Origin of the sequence: Pseudomonas sp. RIT-PI-S, assembly GCF_025642975.1 — a bacterium.
Taxonomy (GTDB): Bacteria; Pseudomonadota; Gammaproteobacteria; order Pseudomonadales; family Pseudomonadaceae; genus Aquipseudomonas.
The window spans coordinates 240,270-260,801 of record NZ_JANZKJ010000006.1 but is presented as its reverse complement, the minus strand read 5'-3'; the positions used below and the strand labels follow the sequence as shown (position 1 = coordinate 260,801).

The following is a 20,532-nucleotide window of genomic DNA, read 5'->3' as shown; positions in this document are numbered from 1 at the left end:
TCTGGCACTTAAGCTGCCCCCGCTGGCACGGCCTGCCCTCTACACAATTAACCGGTAAAAAAAGCCGCCCCGTTATTCACAGGGCGGCTAGGGTTGCATCAGGCGATAGCTTTAGCCACCCCTGCCACGTTGACACCATGGTCTTCGCCATGACGGCGGATGAACTTCCAGTCCGCCTCATCGATGTAGATCCCGTTGGGCCCGCTGCCCCCCTCAAGGTCAATAGCCACTCGGGCTGACACCTGTGGTTTCACGGAAGCGAGGATCGGGGTGAAGCCCAATTGCTGGCTGGTCTCGAGCAGCGCCATCTGGTTGCGTTCGTCGATGTCTGCTGCCTCATCAAGATAGTACGGCAGGCGAATACGTCCGGCCCGCTCGCGATCCATCAAGTGCAGCAGCAAGTACATGTTGGTCAGCGCCTTGATGGTCATGGTCGTACCGTTAGAAGCAGCACCGTCGATGTCGGTGTGCAGTACCGGTTGGCCGTTGACCTTAGTGATTTCAAATGCAAGCTCGAACAGGTCTTTCAACCCCAGCTGGTTGTGATTGGCTGCGACCAGGCGAGCCAGGTATTCCTTGGCTTCCTCGTTCTTGCTGTCTTGCTCGGCGCTCTGGCTAAGGTCGAACACCGAGAGCGTTTCGCCTTCTTCGTATTGGCCGGCGCTGTGGATGATCTGGTCGATATGCTTGAGCGCGTCTTTGTTCGGTGCAAGCACGATCCGGAAACTTTCCAGGTTGGAAACCTGGCGCCGGTTGATCTCGCGGTTGAACAAGCCCAACTGGTGCTCAAGGCTGTCATAGTCGCTGCGGATGTTGCGTAGCGTACGGGCGATATCCGTGACCGCAGCCCGGCGCGCCTTGCCCAGGGTCAGGGCTTCATCCTGGCGATGCGCATAGGCATTGATCAGCAGCTGCAGGCGGCGCTCGGTGTCTTCCTCGCTGTCGAACTTAGCGACACCCTTTAGCCGTACCTGTGCATAAAGCGCCTCGATCTGCCCGTCTGCACGCAGTAGGGCCTGCCAGCTGTCTTGATAGTCATTAAGCAGCGGCAGCAGGTTTTCCATGGAGTCATCTACCGGCTCCATGAATGGCGTACCAAACGGCATGTCGGCTGGCAATAACTGGCGTCGACGCAAGGTATCGTCCAAGGTGCGCTGCTGGGCTTCGAGGTCGGCGATCTGGCGGCTAACCAGTTGCAACTTGGCTGCCAATTGCTGCACCCGCTCGGCAAAGGCATCGCTTGAGCGTTTGAGTTCGTCCTGGGCAGCTTCCATCTGTGCCAGTTCCTCAAGCTTGCCAGGCTCTTCGGCGGTAAGCGTTTGTGCCCGGCGGAAGTCTTCCAGTGCCTTCTGGGCATCGAGGACTTGCTGATACAACGTATCGGCCTGGGCCTTGCTGGCAGCGCGGTCGGCGGCCACGGCCTGTTGGGTTTTCAGCTGGCGCAGCTCTTTATCGAGGCGATCTTTCTGATCACGCAGCGCCGCGCGGTCGGCCAGTGCTTGCAGCGCGGGCGCCTCGATCGTGGACAGGTCGATGGCCAGGCCTGGCACCTCGAAGCGTTCGCCCGAGAAGCGGTCGAGTACCGTCTCTAACGTCCTCACCCAGGCATCGTCATCGTCGAGGGTGATTCCGTTGCTGCCCAAGGGCAGGCTGAACAGCGCGCCATTGAATAACCGCATCAGGCGCTCCACGTCCTGCTGCGAAAATTCTTCACGAAGACGGGCATAACTATTGTTATCGGCATGATCGAGTTGCTGCCTGACCGTCTTGAGCCGGCTCTCAAGCTCCCGAACCCGCAGCTCAAGATCGTCGCTAGTGAACTGCCGGGCATGGGCCAGGGCACCGGCCAGCTCGTCATGAGCATCCTTGGCCGCCAACAGCTGCTGTTCCAGCACCCGAGCATCTTCGACCAACGCAAACCGATGGCGCAGAACGGACAACTCGCCGAGCCATCGTTGTATGCCCGTGATCTCACGCTCCAGGCGCATCAGCTCCTGGGTGGTACCACGTTGATCGTTTTGCAGCACATCCTGCTGATCCCGATAGTGCTCGGCTTGAATGAGCAGCTCTTCCTTACGACCGCCCGAATAGGACTGCCAAGTGCCGAGCAAAGAGTCGAGCAACGGCGACAAGCGGTGCAGCTTGCCTCGCAGCAGGTCGCGTTGGCGCACGCCGTTGGCCAAGGCTTCCACCAGAGGGCCGGCCGCAACGAGTGCCTGGTAGTCCTGTTCCATCCGGCGTACGTCGCGGAAGGCCTCCTCGCACGCGGCGATGTAATCCACGCTGCCTGAACGCAGGCTGTGCTCGAAGGCGTCGAGGAACAACTGCTTGAGCTTGGCCGCAGTGATTTCCCGCATGTGCAGCAGGTTGATGAACAACGCCCTGAAGGTCTTCAGGCTCTGCTCGCTGGTCGAGCGCAGCGGGATGAGGGTCAGGTCCAGCGGTATGGAGGTATGGCCACCTACCAATAGCCGCCGAAGCTCGTCCGGCTTCACGTCGTATGCCTTGATGCCATTGCGCTCAAGGTTGGCGAACAGCTCTTTCTGGCGCAGGCAGGTGTCATCCTTTTGGTAATGACCCAGATCCAATGCGCCGGCATAGGCAAAAAACTGATGGCCAAAACCGCCGCCGGGGCCACGGCCGACCACGCCAATCACATGCGGCCCGTGGGGCAGTAACACTTCGCACAGGATGTAGCTGGTGTCGCTGGCAAAGTAGAACCGGCGGGACTGCTCCAGGCTGTATTTGCCAAAGCTCATGTCCGACATACGTGCCAGGATGGGAAATTGCAGTGCGTTGATCGACGCACTCTTGCCCAGGTTGTTGGCGCCGTATACCGATAACGGGTGTTCCAGCGGAAACAGCCCAAGGCTGTAGCCTGCCGTGTTCAGCAGCGCGAAGCGGCGAATGCCGTAGCGTTCCTGGCTCATGCATCAATCTCCTGCTGCTCTTGTTCAATTGCCCGGGCCAGGGCTTGCTCCTCGGTTTCCTCGAACGGCGTGAGGTCCAGTGGGTCACCTGTTGGCACGTCGGGCTCATTTTCAACCAGTACCGGAGTGGGCAAGGGCAGGGCGCTGTGCAGGCTGGCGGCCAGGTCGCGATCCTGCTGCACAGACAGACAAACATCGAGGAAACGGTGCATGGGTGCGAGGAAGCGATAAATACCGTTTTCCTCGTGGGCAAAGCCGAGGTGAGTCATGCGCCGCATGATTTTTTCCTCCAGCTCTTCCGGGGTTTGCACTTCGGCCTGACCGAACAGGTCGCGGTATTTCTCCAAGAGCGCGGGCAACTCGTCACGGCCAAGGCTGCCGCCGTCCAGCACGCTGATCGGGTCACGGCCCTGGTCAGCCAGGTGTTCTACCAAGATGAAGGTAAATAGCGAAAGCCGTTGCGCGGTCTTGTTCACCTGGGCGGCGGCTTGCTCGGGAACGAAGTAATAAAAGCCGCGCGTGTCGCACACCAGCTCAAACCCCAGGGCACGGAACAACGCCCGGTAGGCATCTTGGAAGGTCGAAAGCTGTGCGTACAACTCAGGGTCGCGGCGGCTGACATGAAAGCCTTTGAACAGCTCGCGGAAAATAGGGGCCAGTTGCGTCAATTCACGCAGGTCAAGATTCATGAACGGGGACTCACGGAAGGCTCGGCGGCCGAGGGAAGAGGCAGGTCGGCAGCGGGATGCAAAGCGAAAGAGCGCAGGCTCAGTACGTGCTCATGGGTAAGGTAGTCTTGCCGCTCCAGGCGCTGGCGGCCGAAACGCTTGTCGCGTGATAGCCGTGAAAACCAGTAGAGCAGCTCGTCAGTGCCGCCGTCAGGCTCTTGCTCCAGCAGCCAATACATAAGGTCAGGGAGTGGCAAGGCTTGCTCGCAGCGTTCGAGCATCTCGCGCACCGTGCGCGGCGCCCGCGGCGCATCGCCACGGCTGGCGGCTTTCTCGGAGCGAGGGAAGCGCGCCGGTTTGGACTCGAAGCGGGCCAGGGCATACACATAGGCTTCGACCTGGCTGGCAGTGCCCAGGAAGTTGCTTTGCGGGCGGCTGAACAGCGGCAGCGCGGCCTGTGGTACCGCATCCAGCCCCTTGCGTCGCATGGCCGCCAGCGCCAGCGCGGCACCACGGGTCACCGCATTGTGGCGGCGCGCCTCTTCACGCAGCGGCAGCAGCAGCTCGCGGGCGTGGCGCAGAGTGAGCTGGGCGCTGGTTTGCATTTCCAGGATGCGCGCGTGCGTGCGCAGCAGCATGTCGTCGTCGACCAGGTGGCCGAGCCGTTGCTGCTCACCCAACAGGCGCAGCAGCACCGTTTCGACCTTGCGCACGCCTTGCTCGAAGGCGCCATCGGCGTTGACCAGCTGGATCATGGGTTCGACATATTCATCCCAGGTCGCCAGCACTTCGGCATAGCGCTGGCGCAGCGGAATCTGTCGGTCGCTGGTTTTGGCGCGCTCAGCCACCGCGACCAGCGCTTGCTCATCGTTGGCGAGTTTTTTCAGCACATCGCGCACGCGCATGTCCAGCAGCCGCAATTGGCGAGCTAGGTCGTTGCCATCGCGAATGTCGAAGGCATCCTGGATGTGCTCGGCGAGCCGCTCGAGGTGGCGCAGGTAGGCCTCGATCTCCAGGCACAGGCCGAGCCTATGTTCACGGCGCAGGTACGCCAGGAAATCGTGAATCTGCGCGTTGAGCTCGAAGCGGTTCGGGCTCTTCGCCACTGGCACGAGAATGTCCAGGCGGATCCACACATCGAGCAGTGCGGTGATGTCCTGGGGCGTGCTTTCCCGCTGCTGCGCGGCCAGTTGAACACGAAGTTCGGCCAGGCTCAGCGTGCCTTGGTCGAAGCGTTCACACAGCGGTTCAAGCAAGGCCCAGTGTTCGGCGAGGGCGCGTAACACGCGCTTGGGTTCGATCATCGGATGGCCGGTTGGTTGCCAGAAAAAGGCCGAATTGTATCGCATCCCCACTGCCGCGGCGGTACTGCTGATCGCCCGCCGAAGTGCCGCAAGGCGGTCGTGAATTCCACCCGACACAGGTAGAATCGCTGCCCTGTGTTCTGAACCGATGGCCTGCCCGTGCTTACCGAACCTCGCCGCCGCGCCTATCTCGACGCCATGCAAGTGGTGCAGTGGCTCCCCCGTGCCGAGTTGCCCTTCGCTGCTGCCTCGCGGCCAGAGCTGCTTGCCTGGGTCGAAGCCAGCGCGCCCGCGGTCGACGCCGCGCCCATGCAAGCTCCATCGGCACCCGCGCCACAGCCCATCGCCCGGCCCGCCCAGGAGCGGCCCAAGCCGCAGATCACTCGGCCCTTGGCGGTCAAACCACAACCTCAAGCCGTTGAAGAGCCGGTTTCGCAGCCAGCGAAGGTGCTGGCCCCCGCCCCAAGGTTCGCCTTGCAACTGTTGCGCGCCGGTGCGTGCCTGGTGCTGGCCGAGCTGCCAACCGGGGAGCCGTTCCAGTCGCGCGATCCGGGGTATCTGTTGCTCAAGGATATGCTGCGCGCCGCCGGGCTGCCGGACAGCCCCCAGCTGATTGGCGAGCCGGTGCGTTGGCCGCTGCTGGCCAAGGGGAGCCTCGACCAAGGGCCGGAGGCGGCGACGGACTTCGTACAGGGCTTCGTGGCCGCGCAGATCGAAGCGGCGCCGTGCGTTTGCCTATGGCTGGTTGGCCTGCCTGCGCTACGGTTCGCGGCAAGTGTGGATGAGTCAGCCTTCTACCGCGAAATCGCGATAGAGGGGCTATGTAACGGGTGGGCGTTGCCCGGCCTGGAAACCCTGATGGATGAGCCGATGCGAAAAGCGGACGTCTGGAGCGCAATGCGTCAAATGATGACGCGCTGGAAACCTGTTGAATGAATGACGCAGTGACGTTCCGCCGTATGACCGAGGCGGACCTGGACGCAGTACTGAAGATCGAATACGCCGCCTACACCCATCCATGGACCCGGGGCATTTTTACCGATGGCCTGAAGAACTATGAGATCTGGCTGATGTTCCAGGGGCAGCAGCAAGTCGGGCATGGGGTGATCAACGTGATCATCGACGAAGCCCACTTGCTCAACATCACCGTCAAGCCTGAAAACCAAGGCCGCGGCTTGGGCTTGCGGTTGTTAGAGCACCTGATGGACCGAGCCATGGCGCTCAATGGGCGTGAATGCTTCCTTGAAGTACGCGCGAGCAATCAGTCGGCGTATCGCCTGTACGAACGTTATGGTTTCAACGAGGTGGGCCGGCGGCGGGATTATTACCCCGCCGCGGGAGGGCGTGAAGACGCCTTGGTCATGGCCTGTACGCTGCTTTAGTCGGCTTCACCATCCCAAGGCTTGCCGTCGAGCGGATGACGCCGGGCTTCCTCGGCTTCGTCCAGCCCGAAACCGCCGCCGATATCATCTTCGTCGACTTCGTTGAGCTGCAAGTCTGCCGGTGCACGGCTTTGCTCAGCTTCTAACGGAGACTCGGAGCCATCGTCACGGATGAGCGTTTCCGGGCTCAAGTCGTCCATGGTGGAGTGATGGTCGGGGGTAGACGCGCCTGTCAGGCCCGCCTCACGGACGCGCTCCGACGACGCCTCTACGTCGCTCTCCAGGCCGTCTCCGGTGTAGCCGGCTGGCCGTTGACCGGTGGGCTCGTTGAAATCCAGTGGGTGTAACGAGCCCATGCCGTCTTCAATGGTGTCGATCGGTGCGGGCTCTTCCGCGCCGTACGGGCGGTGTTTGGGTTCCATGATCTGTCCTCTGGTTTTAAGGGCCTTAAAAAGTGGACTCGCCCCGCCCGGCAAGATTCAATCAAGCTCGCGCTGACGCTCGCGCTGACGCCTGCGTTGAGGCTACGTGACCTGAGCGCCCGCTGCGGAGTCATACTGGCGCATCACTCTCGAGGCCTGACCATGCACGACCTGCAAGAACTGATCGACAACAATGCCCGCTGGGCCGATGCCATCACTCAGCGCGACCCCGATTTCTTCGCCAAGCTCGCCCGTCAGCAAACACCCGAGTTTCTTTGGATCGGCTGCTCCGACGCGCGCGTACCTGCCAACGAGATCGTTGGCATGCTGCCCGGTGACCTCTTCGTGCACCGTAACGTCGCCAACGTGGTACTGCAGACCGACCTCAACTGCCTGTCAGTCATCCAGTACGCCGTGGACGTACTTAAGGTCCGGCATATCCTGGTTACCGGCCATTACGGCTGCGGCGGCGTTCGCGCGGCCATGCAGGATCGCCAGCTGGGTTTGATCGATGGCTGGCTGCGTTCGATCCGCGACCTCTACTATGAGCACCGGCATGCCCTGGCCCCGCTGCCCAGCGAAGAGGCGCGGGTCGACCGGCTGTGTGAGCTCAACGTGATCCAGCAAGTGGCTAACGTGGGGCATACCAGCATCGTCCAGAACGCCTGGCACCGTGGGCAGAGCCTGTCGATCCACGGTTGTATCTACGGCATCAAGGATGGCCGATGGAAAAGCCTGGACACGACCATCAGTGGTCCTGAGCAGCTTCCGCCACAGTATCGCCTCCGTCCGCTGACATAATTCGCCATAAAGCCCCAGGGACTTTCTACCACCAAAGCGCACTAACATGCTTTGAGGCGCTAAAGCCGGCAACCCTGGAGGCAAGAATGAAAGCGTACGCGTGGATGGCGGCAATGTTGATGGTGGGCACGGTGAGCGCCCAGGCGGCAAGCAAGACCGTGGCCCTTAACCTGGCTGGCCCCGAGGGCACGCTGCAAGGGGTTGGCGAGGTGAAGGTGGAAGAGACCCCTTACGGTCTGTTGTTCACCCCAGACCTGAAGGGGCTGCCGGCCGGTGTGCATGGTTTCCATGTGCACCAGAACGGCAGCTGCGCGCCCGCGATGAAGGACGGCAAGATGTCCCCAGCCGAAGCGGCCGGCGGGCATATGGACCCGGCCAAAACCGGCAAGCACCTTGGCCCTTATGCAGATGGCCATTTGGGTGACCTGCCGGCTATCTACGTCAACGCGGATGGCACGGCGACCTACCCAGTGCTGGCGCCGCGCCTGAAAACCCTCGCCGAGGTGGAAGGCCACGCCTTGATGATCCACGCGGGCGGCGACAACCACGCGGACATGCCACAGCCCTTGGGTGGCGGAGGGGCGCGAGTCGCCTGCGGGGTGCTGTGAAGCGCTAGCGTGCTGGGTGCCAGGGCGTGCTCTCAGGCAATCGTGACCGGTGTCAGCACCGGCCGGCCGGAAAAGTGCGCCAGCAGGTTCTGCGTGACCAACTCGACGGTGGCCTTTACGGCATCCGGCGAGAGGCCGGCCACGTGGGGCGTCAACACCACATTGGGCAATGCCTTGAGCGTGTCGGGTACGTTGGGTTCGTCATCGAACACGTCCAGCCCGGCACCTGCAAGCTGGCCGCTTCGCAGCGCATCTATCAGCGCTGAGGTATCCACCACGCTGCCCCGCGCCACGTTCACTAAAAAACCCTCTCTGCCCAAGGCGGCAATCACCTTGGCGTCGACCAGCTTGCGGGTGTGCTCACCGCCTGGGGTGGCGATGATCAGAATGTCGCTTTCGGCGGCCAGGCTGTAAGCGTCGGCGAACCATGTGTATTCCACATCGCCGCGCGGGCGGCGGCTGTGGTACCCCACCGTCATCCCGAAGCCAAGCGCGGCGCGTTTGGCAATGGCCATGCCGACCGCGCCCAGGCCCAGCACGCCCAGGCGCTTGCCCGCCAACGACGGGCGCATGACTTTGCTCCATTCACCGCGCCGCACCGAGGCATCCGCCCGGGGGATATCGCGAACCACGGCTAGCAGCAAGGCCATGGCATGGTCGGCTACGGCTGGCGCATTCACGCCGGCGCCGTTGGTTACCACGATGCCTCGCTCGCCTGCCGCAGCCAGATCGACTCGCTCATAACCGGCGCCAATGACCGTAATGATCTGCAACCTGGGTAGCGCAGCGATTTCTTCGGCCAGCAAGCCCAGCGGGCCACGGGTGAGCACCGCATCGATCGTTTGGCCATGGCTGCGAATGGCGTCGGTGCGTGCCGCTGGGGTCGTCGCCAATATCAGGTGAAAGCCGGCCTTTTCCAGTATCGGCAGGTAGTCATCGATGGTTTCAACCAGCACCAGAACGGTTGTGCTCATTCCCGCACCCTCTGAGTTTTCACGTGCGGCCACTCTACCGCGTGGCACCGCGACGGTGGAGAAAAACCCTGCCAATGCCTGTCACAGTTTCTCGGGCGCGGCGGCGCCCCTTTTCAAGCGAGGTGAAGATGACAATCGCGTGGTTCACCGACCCCGCAGTGTGGACGGCGCTGCTGCAGATACTGCTGCTTGACCTGCTGTTGGGTGGAGACAATGCGGTGGTGATCGCCATGGCTTGTCGCCGCCTGCCGCCGTCGCAGCGCCGCCGGGCGATCTGGGGCGGCATGGCCGGGGCGGTGGTGTTGCGCATCCTGTTGCTGTTCTTCGCCATGCAACTGTTGCAACTGGCGTGGTTGAAGCTGGCGGCCGGCGTGCTGCTGCTGTGGATAGGCGTTCGCTTGATCGCCACGCCCGAACAGGATGCTCATGCAATCAAAGGCAGTGGCCATTTATTCACGGCAATCAAAACCATCGTGATGGCAGATGCCGTGATGTCACTGGATAACGTGCTGGCGGTGGCCGCAGCCGGGCGGGGCAATCTTTACCTGGTCGGGGCAGGGGTGCTGCTCAGCATTCCGCTGATCGTGTTCGGCAGCCGCCTGGTGCTGGCGCTGATGGAGCGCTTTCCGGTGGTGGTCACCCTTGGCGGCGGGTTGATCGGCTGGATCGCAGTCGGCCTGGCGTTCTCGGATCCGGCCATGGCGCGCTGGTTGCCGCCAGCCGCCTCCTTGCCCGGTTACCTGGCCAGTGCCGTTGGCGCACTGTTGGTGATGCTGGTGGGAGCAGGGGTGTCCCGCTACCGTGCCCGGCAGCGGGTTGGGCCAGCCTGATCAGCCGTGCAGGTTCAGCGCGTTGGTCAGGTCGCCAAGCGGTGCCTGGCCACGAGCGGCCATAGCCTGGTCGCGGGCAGCCAGCCCGTCCAGTTTCTCCAAGTCGAATACCCGAGTGATCAGCCGCAGGATCGACGCCGTGTCATAGACGGTGTGGTCGACCGTGCCCTTGCGCGCGAAGGGGGAAATCACCAAGGCTGGAATGCGTGAGCCCGGCCCCCAACGGTCGCCCTGCGGAGGCGCCACGGGGTCCCACCAGCCGCCGTTCTCGTCTACCGTCACGACGACCACCATGTTGTCCCACTGAGGGCTCTCACGCAGGGTCTTGACGATGCGCACGATATGACGGTCGCCCGAGGCGACATCAGCGTAGCCGGCGTGCATGTTGAGATTGCCCTGGGGCTTATAGAAGGTGACCGCGGGCAGCTTGCCGGCCGCCGCATCGGCAAGGAAGCGGTTGCTAGAGGGGTCGTCGCCCAGGCCACCGTCTCGCAGCCGGCGCTGGCGTTCCTCCGGATGCTCGGGCCCTTGTTGTTTGAAGTAGTTGAACGGCTGATGGTGGTACTGGAAGTTAGGAATCTTGGGAATGCCCGGCGAGTCCTTGAACTGATCCAGGGTGGCCTGCCAGCCGCCGGCGTACCAGGCCCACTCCACCCCTTTGCGCGACAGCTTGTCACCGATGTGATCGTGGCTTTGCGGCACCAGCACGTTTGGCAGGTCGGGCTTGGAATAGTCTGGGTGGTCGGGATCTCTGATCCACGTCGGCCAATAAGGCGGGGCCAGGGTGTTGACCGCATAACCGTCGGGCGTGATGGCGCTTGGGCCGAATTGCGGTGGGCCTTGCATGGCGCTTGCTGGCGAAGCCGGCAGCGGTTTGAGCCGGGTATCGGTGGGGTCGTCGCTCATCAGCGTGGCGATCTGCGAGCTGGCTGGCGAGCTGCGGGCATTCGGGTAAACCGGCGCGGTGGCGCTGATCAGGTACTGGTGATTGAGAAACGAGCCACCGAAGGCACCCTGGAAGAAGTTGTCGCACAGCACGAATTCCTCGGCCAGGTCCCACAGGCGCAAGGCGTAGCGGCTTTGTGGGTAATACCCCATCGGTAGCCCGCCGGCGTCGGCCCAGGCCACGAACTGATCGTTACGCCCGCCGTTGATCTGCATCTGGTTTTGATAGAACACATGCCAAAGGTCCCGGGTGACCAGGCCCATGGGCAAATCTTCGCCTTGGGGGCCTTTTAACGGGAAGGGCGCGTTGGGCAGTGTTTCCTGAAACTGCACGCCGTTGGGGTAAGTCACCCCGTCGAGCGTCTGTGGGCCAAGCTGCAGCACGCCGCCCCAAGCGGGCGGCAGGGTGGTCAACAGGCTGCCGTCGCGATCACGCTGCTGGTAATCCTGGGGCTTTAGGGCTGAGAGGGGCTTTTCTACACCAGGGAAGTCAGCGAACAGGTTATTGAAACTACGGTTTTCGGCGTAAATCACCACGACCGTTTTCACCTTCTCGCGCAGCGCCTTGTCGAGCTGCGTTGGTGTCAGCGGCGTTGACGGTTCTCCGGGCTGGCTTGTGGGTGGGGCACAACCGGCAATGGCACCCCCAGCGCCCAGCACGGCCATGCCGCCAAGGAAGCGGCGACGTGTGGAGGCTAGCGCAGGTGGCTCGGGCTTGGAGGGGTCGTCAGGCTGGTCACTCATTAAGGCTCCCACGGATGGTGTGCAAAGATGCGGGGCAACCTAGCAGCGGAAGGTGACGATAGCGTGACAGCGAAAAAGCCGCAGGCACAAAAAAGCCCGCGCTAGGCGGGCTTTCTGTGGTTTCGGCCACTCGAATAAGCAGTGGTGAAACCGGTGTTTGGTGGCTACACAGGGACTTGAACCCCGGACCCCAGCATTATGAATGCTATGCTCTAACCAACTGAGCTATGTAGCCAAGTGGCGCGCATTATTGGTGTAAGGCGGGTGGCTGTCAAGCGTGAATCTGCTTTTTTTTGCGTGCCTTGGTGGCGTAAGCGTTTGATCTGTATGGCCCAGTCCTGCCTCTGGCAGGTCGCCCCTCTTTTGCGACGCCCGGCTAAAACGCTTGGCGGTAATGCTTGAGCAGCGATATCGATCATGTACAAACACTGTACGCCGAGGAGGAAATTCCGCCGCTTCGCTTTATAAGCGATTCAAGAAAAGAGCTGCGCAATAAACCTTGCGAGTGTTCTACAGGAGCAAGCGGCTTCGCTTTAATTGCATCGCTATTGTATAGGCCATTGTCACAAAGTGACGAACGGTTTCGATTTTGGATCAAGTTTGATGGCCTCAGAGAGATAACCCTCATACTCAAGCAAGGCGCTTGCGCCAGTATTAATCTGAACGAGGCTATTAATGGACAGCATCGACGCGCCCGCTGTGGCTGGATATACGGGGCCAGCGCTTGTTATTGGCGGCGTAGCCGCGCTTTGTTCGGCTGCCCTGGTTATTTTCTTCGCGCAACCGGCCTCTGCCTTAATGGCGGGAGTGGCCGTGTGTGTGCCCGCTTTGCTGGCAGCCTGGCTGATCGCCCGTGGCGCGCAGCGGGCCGCTCAGCGTCACTTGACAGCCTTGCACCATACCCACGCCGAACAGCTTCGCTCACCTAGCGCCCAAGCCCGCCCTAACGCCGAGCTGGTGTGCACCGAGGCGCTACCGGTGTGGGTACGCCAGGTAGAAACCTCCCGCTCCCAAACCGAGGAAGCGGTGAATGCGCTGACCCAGCGTTTCGTGGATATTTCTTCGCGGCTGGAAGAAACCGCCCGGGCCTCGCAGCAAGCGGCCGGCAGCTTCGGCCAGGGCGGTGCGGCAGACGGCCTGGGGCAGACTGATACGGAACTCAACCAGGTCGTTGAAACGCTGCGCGTGTCCCAGCACAGCCGCGATGAGATGCTCGGCGAAGTTCGCAACCTTACCAACTACACCGGTGAGTTGCGCGCGATGGCGGCAGAAGTGGCCGCAATCGCTGCACAAACCAACCTGTTGGCGTTGAACGCTGCCATCGAAGCGGCCCGTGCTGGCGAAGCTGGGCGCGGATTCGCCGTGGTAGCGGACGCCGTACGTTCGCTGTCTAGCGAATCCAGCGAAACCGGGCAAAAGATGTCTGCCAAGGTCGACATCATCAACGCAGCCATCACCCGGCTGGTGGATGTGGCAGGCGAAAGCAGCGAGCGCAACAACGACATCGTCGCCCAGGCCCAGGGCACCATCGAGGGGGTGCTGGCGCGCTTTGCTTCTATCACCGAGGAGCTGCGCCACTCGGCTGCCCTGCTTCGCACCGAGAGCGCTGGCATCGGCGCGGAAATCAGCGAGGTGCTGGTTGCGCTGCAGTTCCAGGACCGGGTGAGCCAGATCCTCGCTCAGGTCACGGACCGGATGAACGACCTCTACCGGCAGATCCAGGACAGCCACGCGGCCGGCGCTCCTTTGAACATAGATGTGAAGGCGTGGCTGGCTCAGATGGAGCGGACCTACGCCATGCAGGAACAGCGCAACAACCACCGTGGCACGGCGGCAAGTACCGGTGCGGATAATTCGATTACGTTTTTCTAGGAGTGGCCAATGGGTAAAACAGTATTAGTTGTGGATGACTCGGCCAGTATTCGCCAAGTGGTCGGCATCGCTTTGAAAAGTGCTGGCTACGATGTAATCGAAGCGGCGGACGGCAAAGATGCCCTGGGCAAGTTAAGTGGGCAGAAAATCCACTTGGTGATCAGCGATGTGAACATGCCGAACATGGACGGGATTACTTTCCTCAAAGAGTTGAAGAAGTTACCGGCGTATAAGTTTACCCCCGTCATTATGCTGACTACCGAATCCCAGGAAAGCCGCAAGCAGGAAGGGCAGGCTGCCGGCGCTCGGGCTTGGGTGGTCAAGCCATTCCAACCGGCACAGATGATGGCCGCGGTGGCCAAGCTGATTCTGCCGTGATAACCGCCAGCCTTGAGGGCAGCGTGCTGCAGGTGACGGTGCAGACGGACCTGACCATCTACACCGCCCTGGAGCTGCACGGTGCCCTTATGCCCTGGCTAGAGCAGCCCTGTGAATGGCAGCTGGACCTGGCCGAGGTGAGCGAAGTGGATGGCGCCGGCCTCCAGCTCCTGTTGGCGCTGCGTCAGCAAGTGCTCAGTGCCGGCCACCCGCTGCGCCTGGCGGGGTGCAGCCCCGCCGTAAACGAAGCCCTGGCCTTGTGCGGGCTGGCCGCCGCATTCGATGACCGAACCGTGGCCTGAACCTTTATCGGGAAATCGCCGTGACGCTTAACCTCGACGCCGCCCTGCAGACCTTTATCGCCGAAGCGCGAGAGCTGCTGCACGATATGGAGCAGGCGCTCTTGCTGCTGGAGGCGCAACCGGAGGATGACAGCCAACTGGCTGCGATCTTCCGTGCCGCGCATACCATCAAGGGCTCTGCCGGGTTGTTCGGGCTGGACCCGATCGTTGCATTCGCCCATGTGGTCGAAGACCTGCTCGACCGCCTGCGGGCCGGTAAGCTCGTGGCGTCTCGGGACATGGTCGCGTTGCTGCTGGCGTGCAACGACCACCTGGCGGAATTGCTTGAAGTCGTGGCGGTGCATAACACCGCCCCCTCCGCCAGCCTGCTGGAGCGCGAACGCGGCCTGCGTGAGCGCCTCGCCGGCTTTGGCGCGGCTGGGCCGGCCAGTGTTGCTGCGGCTGTTGCCATGCCTGCGCCTGCGCAAGAGGGGGTGTGGCATGTTTCAGTGCGCTTCGGCCTGGACACCTTCCGCAATGGCATGGACCCGCTGTCGTTCCTGCGCTACCTCGATACCCTCGGCGAGCGCGTGGGCACCGAGGTGTACCAGCCGCCGCTGGCCTGGGCGGACTTCGACCCCGAGAGCTGCTACCTGGGGCTGGAAATTGCCTTGCGCTCCGAGCGGGACGAGGCGGCCATCGCCGAAACCTTCGAGTTCGTGCGCGATGAATGCCGCCTGCGCATCTTCGCCCCGCAAGCGCCAGCCGAGGAGTACCGCCAATGGTTGGCCGAGCTGGGCGACGAGGCGGCTTGGGTGGAGGGCGCACTGTTGCGCTGCGGCACCCTTGCCCCAGATGACCTTCTTGCACCCCAGGCCGTGACCGCGAGCGAGCCCGAGGATGCGGCGCCTGCGCGCCCGCCCGCGGCCGCGTCGGCACCCCGTGAAGGTCGCGCAGGCGGGTATATCCGGGTGCGCGCGGACAAGCTCGAAGAACTGATCAACCTGGCCGGTGAACTGGTCACCGCCGGGGCGGGCGCTCTGCTGCTGGCACGGCAACGCGGCGATGAGCCGTTGGCCGAGGCCAATGGCGAGGTCAGCGCCTTGCTCGAGGCGCTGCTCGATGGCGCGCTGGCCATGCGAATGGTGCCGGTGGGCGAGACCTTCAACCGCTTCCAGCGGGTGGTGCGCGATGTGAGCCAGGAGCTGGGCAAGGAAATCGAGCTGGTGGTCAGCGGCGGCGATACCGAGCTGGACAAAGCCTTGATCGAGAAAATTGGCGATCCGCTCATGCACCTGCTGCGCAATGCCATGGACCACGGCATCGAAATGCCCGAGGTGCGCCTGGCCGCCGGCAAACCTGCGCGTGGGCGTTTGCGCCTCAATGCGTTTCACGACGCCGGCAATATCGTGCTGGAGCTGGCCGACGACGGTGCCGGGCTCAACCGTGAGCGCATCCTGCACAAGGCGCGGGAGCGCGGCCTGCTCGGCGCCGCCGAGCCTAGCGAGCGGGAGCTTTACGGGCTGATCTTCGAGCCAGGGTTTTCTACCGCCGAGGCGGTCACCAACCTGTCTGGCCGCGGCGTTGGCATGGACGTGGTCAAGCGCAACATCACCAGCCTGCGCGGCAGCATCGAGCTGGACAGCGAGCCGGGCCGTGGCACCTGTGTGCGCATTCGCCTGCCGCTGACCCTGGCGATGATCGACGGCCTGTTGGTGGATACCGTCGGCAGTGCCTACGTAGTGCCGCTGGATGTGGTCCAGGAGTGCATCGAGCTACCTACCGCCAGCCGCGACCAATGGCGCGAGCAGGGCCATGTGGCGCTGCGCGGCGAGGTGCTGCCGCTGGTGTTCCTGCGGGACTACCTGGGCCTTCAAGGCGAGCCCGCGCGGCGCGAGAACATCGTGGTGGTCAAGGCACAGGGGATCAAGGCCGGGCTGGTCGTGGATCACCTGATGGGCGAATACCAGACCGTGATCAAGCCCCTGGGCCCATTGTTCGCCGGTGTGCGCGGCATCAGCGGTTCCACCGTGTTGGGCAGCGGCGCGGTAGCTCTGATTCTCGACATTCCCGCATTACTGAAGAATTTGATCGACAAGGCCAGCCGTGGGGCAGGGCCGGCCGATCATCCATCGACTATTCGTCAAGCCGTTTAAGGCCAGGGTTCGTCCCGAGGTGTTCGACATGAAGTGGTTCTATAACCTGCGAATCTCCGTCAAGCTGCTCGCTTCCTTTCTGGTGGTGTTGTCGCTTTCCGTGGTGCTGGGCGTGTTTTCGATCGTGCAGCTCGGCATCGTCAACAATGCCACCCGCGAGATGACCGAAAACTGGATACCTTCCATGCGCGTCGCCGCGTCCATGCGCTACAACCTCAGCCAGTACCGCACCCGTGAAGCGCGGCACATCCTGGCCGACACCGACGCCGACATGCAGGAACTGGAGCAGACCCAAGCACAGTCCAAGGCCGCGGTCGAAGAGGGCATCGAGCAGTACAAGGCGCTGTTGTCCAGCCCGGAGGAGAGCGAGCTGTATCGCAGCTTTGTCAACGACTACAACCTCTACATGAAGGTCAGCGAAAAGGTGCTGCAGTTGTCACGTAGCGGGGACAAGGCCCAGGCCAAGGCCGTGCTGGCGGTGGATTCGCGGCCGGTATTCGAGCGCACCTCCGGCACCCTGAGCAAGCTGGTGGAGCTCAACGATAACGGTGCGGCGCAGGCTGGCTCGGTATCCCAAGGCGTATTTGAAAATGCCCGCGAGGCCATCATCGCGGTGTTGGTAGCCGCGATTGTGCTGGGGCTGTTCCTGGCCTGGTTCGTCTCGCGGGTCATTTCCCGGCCGCTGAACGTGGCGGTGGAAATGGCCACCCGCCTGGCTCAGGGCGATCTCACCGCCCGGGTGCAGATCCGCAGCACGGACGAAACCGGCAAGCTGTTGCAAGCCATGCAGAACGTGGCCGGCCAGCTGGGGCGCATCATTGGCGAAGTACGCCATGCCGCCGATAGCCTGGCCAGTGCTTCGGAAGAACTCAGCGCCACCGCGCAATCGATGAGCCAGGCCACCAGCGAGCAAGCAGCGAGCGTCGAGGAAACCAGCGCGTCGATCGAGCAGATGACCGCCAGCATCAACCAGAACACCGATAACGCCAAGGTTACCGACGGCATGGCCAGCAAGGCGGCCCGCGAAGCGGCCGAAGGCGGCAAATCGGTCGAGGCGACGGTGTCAGCGATGAAGAAGATCGCCCAGCGCATCGGCATCATCGACGACATCGCTTACCAGACCAACCTGCTGGCGCTGAACGCCGCGATCGAGGCAGCCCGCGCCGGCGAACACGGCAAGGGCTTTGCCGTGGTGGCCGCCGAAGTGCGCAAGCTGGCCGAGCGCAGCCAGGTCGCGGCGCAGGAAATCGGCGAGCTGTCTGGCAGCAGCGTGGAGCTGGCCGAGCGGGCCGGCGGTCTGCTGGCGGAGATGGTGCCGTCGATCAACAAGACCTCGGACCTGGTACAGGAAATCAGTGCAGCGTCGGAAGAGCAGTCCGCAGGCGTGGCGCAGATCAACCTGGCCATGGTTCAACTCAATCAGGTGACCCAACAGAATGCGTCCAGCAGCGAAGAGCTGGCCGCCACGGCTGAAGAGATGAGTACCCAGGCCGAGCAGTTGCAAGCAGTGATGAGCTTCTTCACCGTGGGCAACGACGCAGGTTCGGCGCCGCCGGCTTCGCGGCCGCGCCCGAACCCGCCGCAACCGCCGACGAAAGGGCCGACACGGCGCCGTAATGGGCCCGCCGCTGAATTGTCCGAAGCCGAATTCACTCGCTTCTGAGGTGCGCCATGACTGCACAGCCCCTGTCCTCGCTGGCAACGGCCGGGACCGATGCCCAGTATTTGACCTTCAGCCTCGCTGGTGAGCTTTATGCGCTGGCCATTCACGGCATCAAGGAAATCATCGAGCTGACGCAGATGACCGTGGTGCCGATGATGCCGGACTACGTGCGCGGCGTGATCAACCTGCGCGGCGCCGTGGTGCCCGTGGTGGACCTGGCGGCACGGTTTGGCCAGCCCCCGGCCACGGCCGGGCGGCGTAGCTGCATCGTGATTCTGGAAGTCGCCGCCGAGGATGGGCCGCCGCTGGTGTTCGGCCTGCTGGTCGATGCCGTGTCTGCGGTGGTGGATATCCCGGCGGCCGCCATTGAGCCGCCGCCCAGTTTCGGTTCGCGCATTCGGGTGGACTTCATTGCCGGGATGGCACGGATCGACGACCGCTTCGTGATCGCCTTGAATGTCGACCGTGTGCTGTGCGTTGAGGACATGGTCGCCATCACGCAAGCATCCGCGGGCCTGGGGGACCAGTGAGCGCCCTTAGCGACAAGGAATTCAGGCAGTTTCAGACCTGGCTATATGACAGGGCCGGCATCCATCTGGGGGACGCGAAGAAAGCCCTGGTCGCCGCTCGCCTGGTCAACCGGCTGCGGGACCTGAACCTGCCGGACTACGGCGCCTACTTCCGCATGATCACGGCTGTGGAGGGCGCCGGCGAAGCGCAGATTGCCCTGGACCTGCTGACCACCAACGAAACCTATTTCTACCGCGAGCCCAAGCACTTCGAGTTCCTTCGGGAACAGTTGCTGGCGCGGCCTCGGGCGGCGCGGCCCAGCGCGGCCAGGCCGATCCGGGTGTGGAGCGCGGCCTGCTCCTCCGGCGAGGAACCCTACAGCCTGGCCATGACCCTGGCCGAAGTGCTCGACGGCAACCCTTGGGAGGTGGTGGCGTCGGACATCAGCACGCGCATGCTGGAAAAGGCCGCGCGCGGCCACTACCCGATGGAGCGTGGGCGCAACCTGCCGCGTGAGCTGCTGGAGCGCTATTGCCTCAAGGGCATCGGCAATCAGGCCGGGACCTTCCTGGTGGAGCGCAACCTGCGCGAGCGGGTGAAGTTCGTGCAGGTCAACCTCAACTCCGCGCTGCCCCGCATGGGGGAGTTCGATGTGATTTTCCTGCGCAACGTGCTGATCTATTTCGACATGGCCACCAAACGCAAGGTGGTGGACCGCCTCGTTCCGCAATTGCGCCGAGGTGGGCACTTCATCATCAGCCACTCGGAAAGCCTCAACGGCGTGAATGACACGCTGGAGTTGCTATCCCCTTCGATGTATCGCAAACCATGAGCCCAACTCGCGCGACTATCCAGGTGTTGATCGTCGATGACTCGGCCGTAGTGCGCCAGGTCATGCAGGCGATTCTGGAAGAAGAGCCGGACATGGAGGTCATAGGCGCGGCCAGCGACCCGCTGTTCGCGATGGACAAGATGGCCCGCCGCTGGCCCGACGTGATCGTGCTGGACATCGAAATGCCGCGCATGGACGGGCTGACCTTCCTACGCAAGGTCATGGCCGAGCGGCCCACGCCGGTGGTGATCTGCTCGACCCTGACCGAGGCCGGCACTGAGACGGCACTGCAAGCCATGGCCGCGGGAGCGGCGGACATCATCAGCAAACCCAAGGCCGGGCTGCGGGATTTTCTTTTGCAGTCCGCTGCCGAGCTGGTGCGGGCGGTACGCGCGGCGGCCAGGGCCAACGTTCGCGCCCTGCGCCCACAAGCAACGCCAGTGGCGCCAGCCACGGTGCCGCGGCGGCTTAGCGCCGATGCAATACTTCCGCCGGGGCCGACCTCGGCCATGGCGCGCACCACCGACCGGGTGGTGGCCATCGGCACGTCCACAGGCGGCACCCAGGCCTTGGAACAGGTGCTGGTGGCGTTGCCGCGGATTACCCCCGGGATTGTGGTGGTGCAGCACATGCCGGAAAAATTCACCGCCTCCTTCGCCCAGCGCCTAGACAGCTTGTGCGCGGTGAGCGTGCGCGAAGCGGCCAATAATGACCGGGTGTTGCCTGGCCAAGTGCTGATCGCCCCGGGCGGGCGGCATATGGTGCTCAAGCGCAGCGGGGCGTTCTATCACGTGCAGATCATCGATGGCCCCCACGTGAACCGGCACCGCCCCTCCGTTGACGTGCTGTTCCGCTCCGTGGCGCGCTTCGCCGGCGCCAATGCCACCGGCATCATCATGACCGGCATGGGCGACGACGGCGCGCGGGGGCTCAAGGAGATGTTCGACGCCGGGGCTGATACCTATGCCCAGGACGAAGCCAGTTGCGTGGTGTTCGGCATGCCCAAGGAGGCGATCAAGCTGGGCGCGGCGCGTCAAGTGATCAGCCTCGAGGAGATTCCCAGGGCCATTTTGGAAGGCGCGCGCTTGCGCCGATAGGCAAGGTTGCCGGCGCTTAAGCGAACGCTTCGGCTGGCGCTGTTGAGCGGTTCGTTACAAGGTGTGATTCTTGCAGTATTAAGTTCTTTTACTTCCCGCCCGGCCGGGCGTTGACGTTGTCCAGGAGTGCTATCG

General features: G+C 63.0%; 19 protein-coding genes and 1 tRNA gene. 13 read left to right on the top strand and 7 right to left on the bottom strand.

What is annotated here, in order from left to right; all coding sequences use genetic code 11:
- Window positions 1-98: 98 nt before the first annotated feature.
- From mksF to mksB, 3 genes are read right to left on the bottom strand one after another with little or no spacing between them, the layout of a single operon-like run.
- Window positions 99-2,930: an Mks condensin complex protein MksF gene (gene mksF / locus OGL93_RS11505; RefSeq protein ID WP_263262765.1), complete on the bottom strand. Its 2,832-nt coding sequence runs from the start codon at window positions 2,928-2,930 to the stop codon at window positions 99-101.
- Window positions 2,927-3,619 (bottom strand): Mks condensin complex protein MksE, encoded by a 693-nt coding sequence (mksE, locus tag OGL93_RS11500; RefSeq protein ID WP_263262764.1) that lies wholly within the window; start codon window positions 3,617-3,619, stop codon window positions 2,927-2,929. Before mksE ends, mksF begins: the two co-directional genes overlap by 4 nt.
- Window positions 3,616-4,902, bottom strand: a complete 1,287-nt coding sequence (mksB, locus tag OGL93_RS11495; protein ID WP_263262763.1) for an Mks condensin complex protein MksB — start codon at window positions 4,900-4,902, stop codon at window positions 3,616-3,618. Before mksB ends, mksE begins: the two co-directional genes overlap by 4 nt.
- A 159-nt stretch (window positions 4,903-5,061) precedes the next feature.
- Between mksB and OGL93_RS11490 the strand changes: the two genes are divergently transcribed.
- Complete coding sequence (locus OGL93_RS11490; RefSeq protein WP_263262762.1) at window positions 5,062-5,838, top strand: energy transducer TonB; 777 nt, start codon at window positions 5,062-5,064, stop codon at window positions 5,836-5,838.
- The gene (gene rimI, locus OGL93_RS11485) at window positions 5,835-6,284 is read left to right on the top strand and encodes a ribosomal protein S18-alanine N-acetyltransferase (protein WP_263262761.1); all 450 of its coding nucleotides are present in this window, start codon (window positions 5,835-5,837) and stop codon (window positions 6,282-6,284) included. The genes OGL93_RS11490 and rimI overlap by 4 nt, the downstream gene beginning before the upstream one ends.
- On the opposite strand, the gene OGL93_RS11480 is transcribed toward rimI, so the two are convergent.
- Window positions 6,281-6,706, bottom strand: a complete 426-nt coding sequence (locus OGL93_RS11480; protein WP_263262760.1) for a serine kinase/phosphatase — start codon at window positions 6,704-6,706, stop codon at window positions 6,281-6,283. The two genes, rimI and OGL93_RS11480, sit on opposite strands and share 4 nt — an antisense overlap.
- Window positions 6,707-6,868: 162 nt before the next feature.
- On the opposite strand from OGL93_RS11480, the gene can reads away from it, so the two are divergent.
- Both can and sodC read left to right on the top strand, forming a co-directional pair.
- Complete coding sequence (gene can / locus OGL93_RS11475; protein WP_263262759.1) at window positions 6,869-7,507, top strand: carbonate dehydratase; 639 nt, start codon at window positions 6,869-6,871, stop codon at window positions 7,505-7,507.
- Between the two features lie 86 nt (window positions 7,508-7,593).
- Window positions 7,594-8,115 carry a superoxide dismutase [Cu-Zn] SodC gene (gene sodC, locus OGL93_RS11470; protein ID WP_263262758.1) on the top strand — a complete coding sequence of 174 codons (522 nt, stop codon included), beginning with the start codon at window positions 7,594-7,596 and terminating at the stop codon, window positions 8,113-8,115.
- Window positions 8,116-8,147: 32 nt separating this feature from the next.
- On the opposite strand, the gene OGL93_RS11465 is transcribed toward sodC, so the two are convergent.
- Complete coding sequence (locus OGL93_RS11465) at window positions 8,148-9,089, bottom strand: 2-hydroxyacid dehydrogenase (protein ID WP_263262757.1); 942 nt, start codon at window positions 9,087-9,089, stop codon at window positions 8,148-8,150.
- Window positions 9,090-9,217: 128 nt separating this feature from the next.
- Here OGL93_RS11465 and OGL93_RS11460 point away from each other — a divergent pair, with 128 nt between their 5' ends.
- The gene (locus OGL93_RS11460; RefSeq protein WP_263262756.1) at window positions 9,218-9,919 is read left to right on the top strand and encodes a TerC family protein; all 702 of its coding nucleotides are present in this window, start codon (window positions 9,218-9,220) and stop codon (window positions 9,917-9,919) included.
- Here OGL93_RS11460 and OGL93_RS11455 read toward each other — a convergent pair whose 3' ends face one another.
- Complete coding sequence (locus OGL93_RS11455; RefSeq protein ID WP_263262755.1) at window positions 9,920-11,608, bottom strand: acid phosphatase; 1,689 nt, start codon at window positions 11,606-11,608, stop codon at window positions 9,920-9,922.
- Window positions 11,609-11,766: 158 nt separating this feature from the next.
- Window positions 11,767-11,843, bottom strand: a tRNA-Met gene (locus tag OGL93_RS11450).
- A 578-nt stretch (window positions 11,844-12,421) separates the two neighbouring features.
- On the opposite strand from OGL93_RS11450, the gene OGL93_RS11445 reads away from it, so the two are divergent.
- From OGL93_RS11445 to OGL93_RS11410, 8 genes are read left to right on the top strand one after another with little or no spacing between them, the layout of a single operon-like run.
- Window positions 12,422-13,480, top strand: a complete 1,059-nt coding sequence (locus OGL93_RS11445; RefSeq protein WP_263262754.1) for a methyl-accepting chemotaxis protein — start codon at window positions 12,422-12,424, stop codon at window positions 13,478-13,480.
- Between the two features lie 9 nt (window positions 13,481-13,489).
- A complete protein-coding gene (locus tag OGL93_RS11440; protein WP_263262753.1) occupies window positions 13,490-13,858 on the top strand; it encodes a response regulator in 369 nt (122 codons plus the stop codon).
- A complete protein-coding gene (locus OGL93_RS11435; protein WP_263262752.1) occupies window positions 13,855-14,160 on the top strand; it encodes an STAS domain-containing protein in 306 nt (101 codons plus the stop codon). Before OGL93_RS11440 ends, OGL93_RS11435 begins: the two co-directional genes overlap by 4 nt.
- Before the next feature lie 20 nt (window positions 14,161-14,180).
- Entirely contained in the window at window positions 14,181-16,295 is a 2,115-nt protein-coding gene (locus OGL93_RS11430) for a chemotaxis protein CheA (RefSeq protein WP_263262751.1), read from the top strand.
- A gap of 28 nt (window positions 16,296-16,323) precedes the next feature.
- Window positions 16,324-17,958 (top strand): methyl-accepting chemotaxis protein, encoded by a 1,635-nt coding sequence (locus OGL93_RS11425; protein WP_263262750.1) that lies wholly within the window; start codon window positions 16,324-16,326, stop codon window positions 17,956-17,958.
- 8 nt (window positions 17,959-17,966) lie between these two features.
- Window positions 17,967-18,488: a chemotaxis protein CheW gene (locus OGL93_RS11420; protein ID WP_263262749.1), complete on the top strand. Its 522-nt coding sequence runs from the start codon at window positions 17,967-17,969 to the stop codon at window positions 18,486-18,488.
- A complete protein-coding gene (locus tag OGL93_RS11415) occupies window positions 18,485-19,300 on the top strand; it encodes a CheR family methyltransferase (RefSeq protein WP_263262748.1) in 816 nt (271 codons plus the stop codon). The genes OGL93_RS11420 and OGL93_RS11415 overlap by 4 nt, the downstream gene beginning before the upstream one ends.
- Window positions 19,297-20,397 (top strand): chemotaxis response regulator protein-glutamate methylesterase, encoded by a 1,101-nt coding sequence (locus tag OGL93_RS11410; RefSeq protein ID WP_263262747.1) that lies wholly within the window; start codon window positions 19,297-19,299, stop codon window positions 20,395-20,397. The genes OGL93_RS11415 and OGL93_RS11410 overlap by 4 nt, the downstream gene beginning before the upstream one ends.
- Window positions 20,398-20,532 lie beyond the last annotated feature (135 nt).

What these genes read in the sequence shown, in the direction of transcription:
- OGL93_RS11420 (WP_263262749.1), top strand. Translation starts at nt 17,967, where the DNA reads ATGACTGCACAGCCCCTGTCCTCGCTGGCAACGGCCGGGACCGATGCC.
- OGL93_RS11410 (WP_263262747.1), top strand. Translation starts at nt 19,297, where the DNA reads ATGAGCCCAACTCGCGCGACTATCCAGGTGTTGATCGTCGATGACTCG.
- mksF (WP_263262765.1), bottom strand. Translation starts at nt 2,930, where the DNA reads ATGAGCCAGGAACGCTACGGCATTCGCCGCTTCGCGCTGCTGAACACG.
- mksE (WP_263262764.1), bottom strand. Translation starts at nt 3,619, where the DNA reads ATGAATCTTGACCTGCGTGAATTGACGCAACTGGCCCCTATTTTCCGC.
- rimI (WP_263262761.1), top strand. Translation starts at nt 5,835, where the DNA reads ATGAATGACGCAGTGACGTTCCGCCGTATGACCGAGGCGGACCTGGAC.
- OGL93_RS11425 (WP_263262750.1), top strand. Translation starts at nt 16,324, where the DNA reads ATGAAGTGGTTCTATAACCTGCGAATCTCCGTCAAGCTGCTCGCTTCC.
- OGL93_RS11440 (WP_263262753.1), top strand. Translation starts at nt 13,490, where the DNA reads ATGGGTAAAACAGTATTAGTTGTGGATGACTCGGCCAGTATTCGCCAA.
- OGL93_RS11455 (WP_263262755.1), bottom strand. Translation starts at nt 11,608, where the DNA reads ATGAGTGACCAGCCTGACGACCCCTCCAAGCCCGAGCCACCTGCGCTA.
- mksB (WP_263262763.1), bottom strand. Translation starts at nt 4,902, where the DNA reads ATGATCGAACCCAAGCGCGTGTTACGCGCCCTCGCCGAACACTGGGCC.
- OGL93_RS11480 (WP_263262760.1), bottom strand. Translation starts at nt 6,706, where the DNA reads ATGGAACCCAAACACCGCCCGTACGGCGCGGAAGAGCCCGCACCGATC.
- can (WP_263262759.1), top strand. Translation starts at nt 6,869, where the DNA reads ATGCACGACCTGCAAGAACTGATCGACAACAATGCCCGCTGGGCCGAT.
- OGL93_RS11465 (WP_263262757.1), bottom strand. Translation starts at nt 9,089, where the DNA reads ATGAGCACAACCGTTCTGGTGCTGGTTGAAACCATCGATGACTACCTG.
- OGL93_RS11460 (WP_263262756.1), top strand. Translation starts at nt 9,218, where the DNA reads ATGACAATCGCGTGGTTCACCGACCCCGCAGTGTGGACGGCGCTGCTG.
- sodC (WP_263262758.1), top strand. Translation starts at nt 7,594, where the DNA reads ATGAAAGCGTACGCGTGGATGGCGGCAATGTTGATGGTGGGCACGGTG.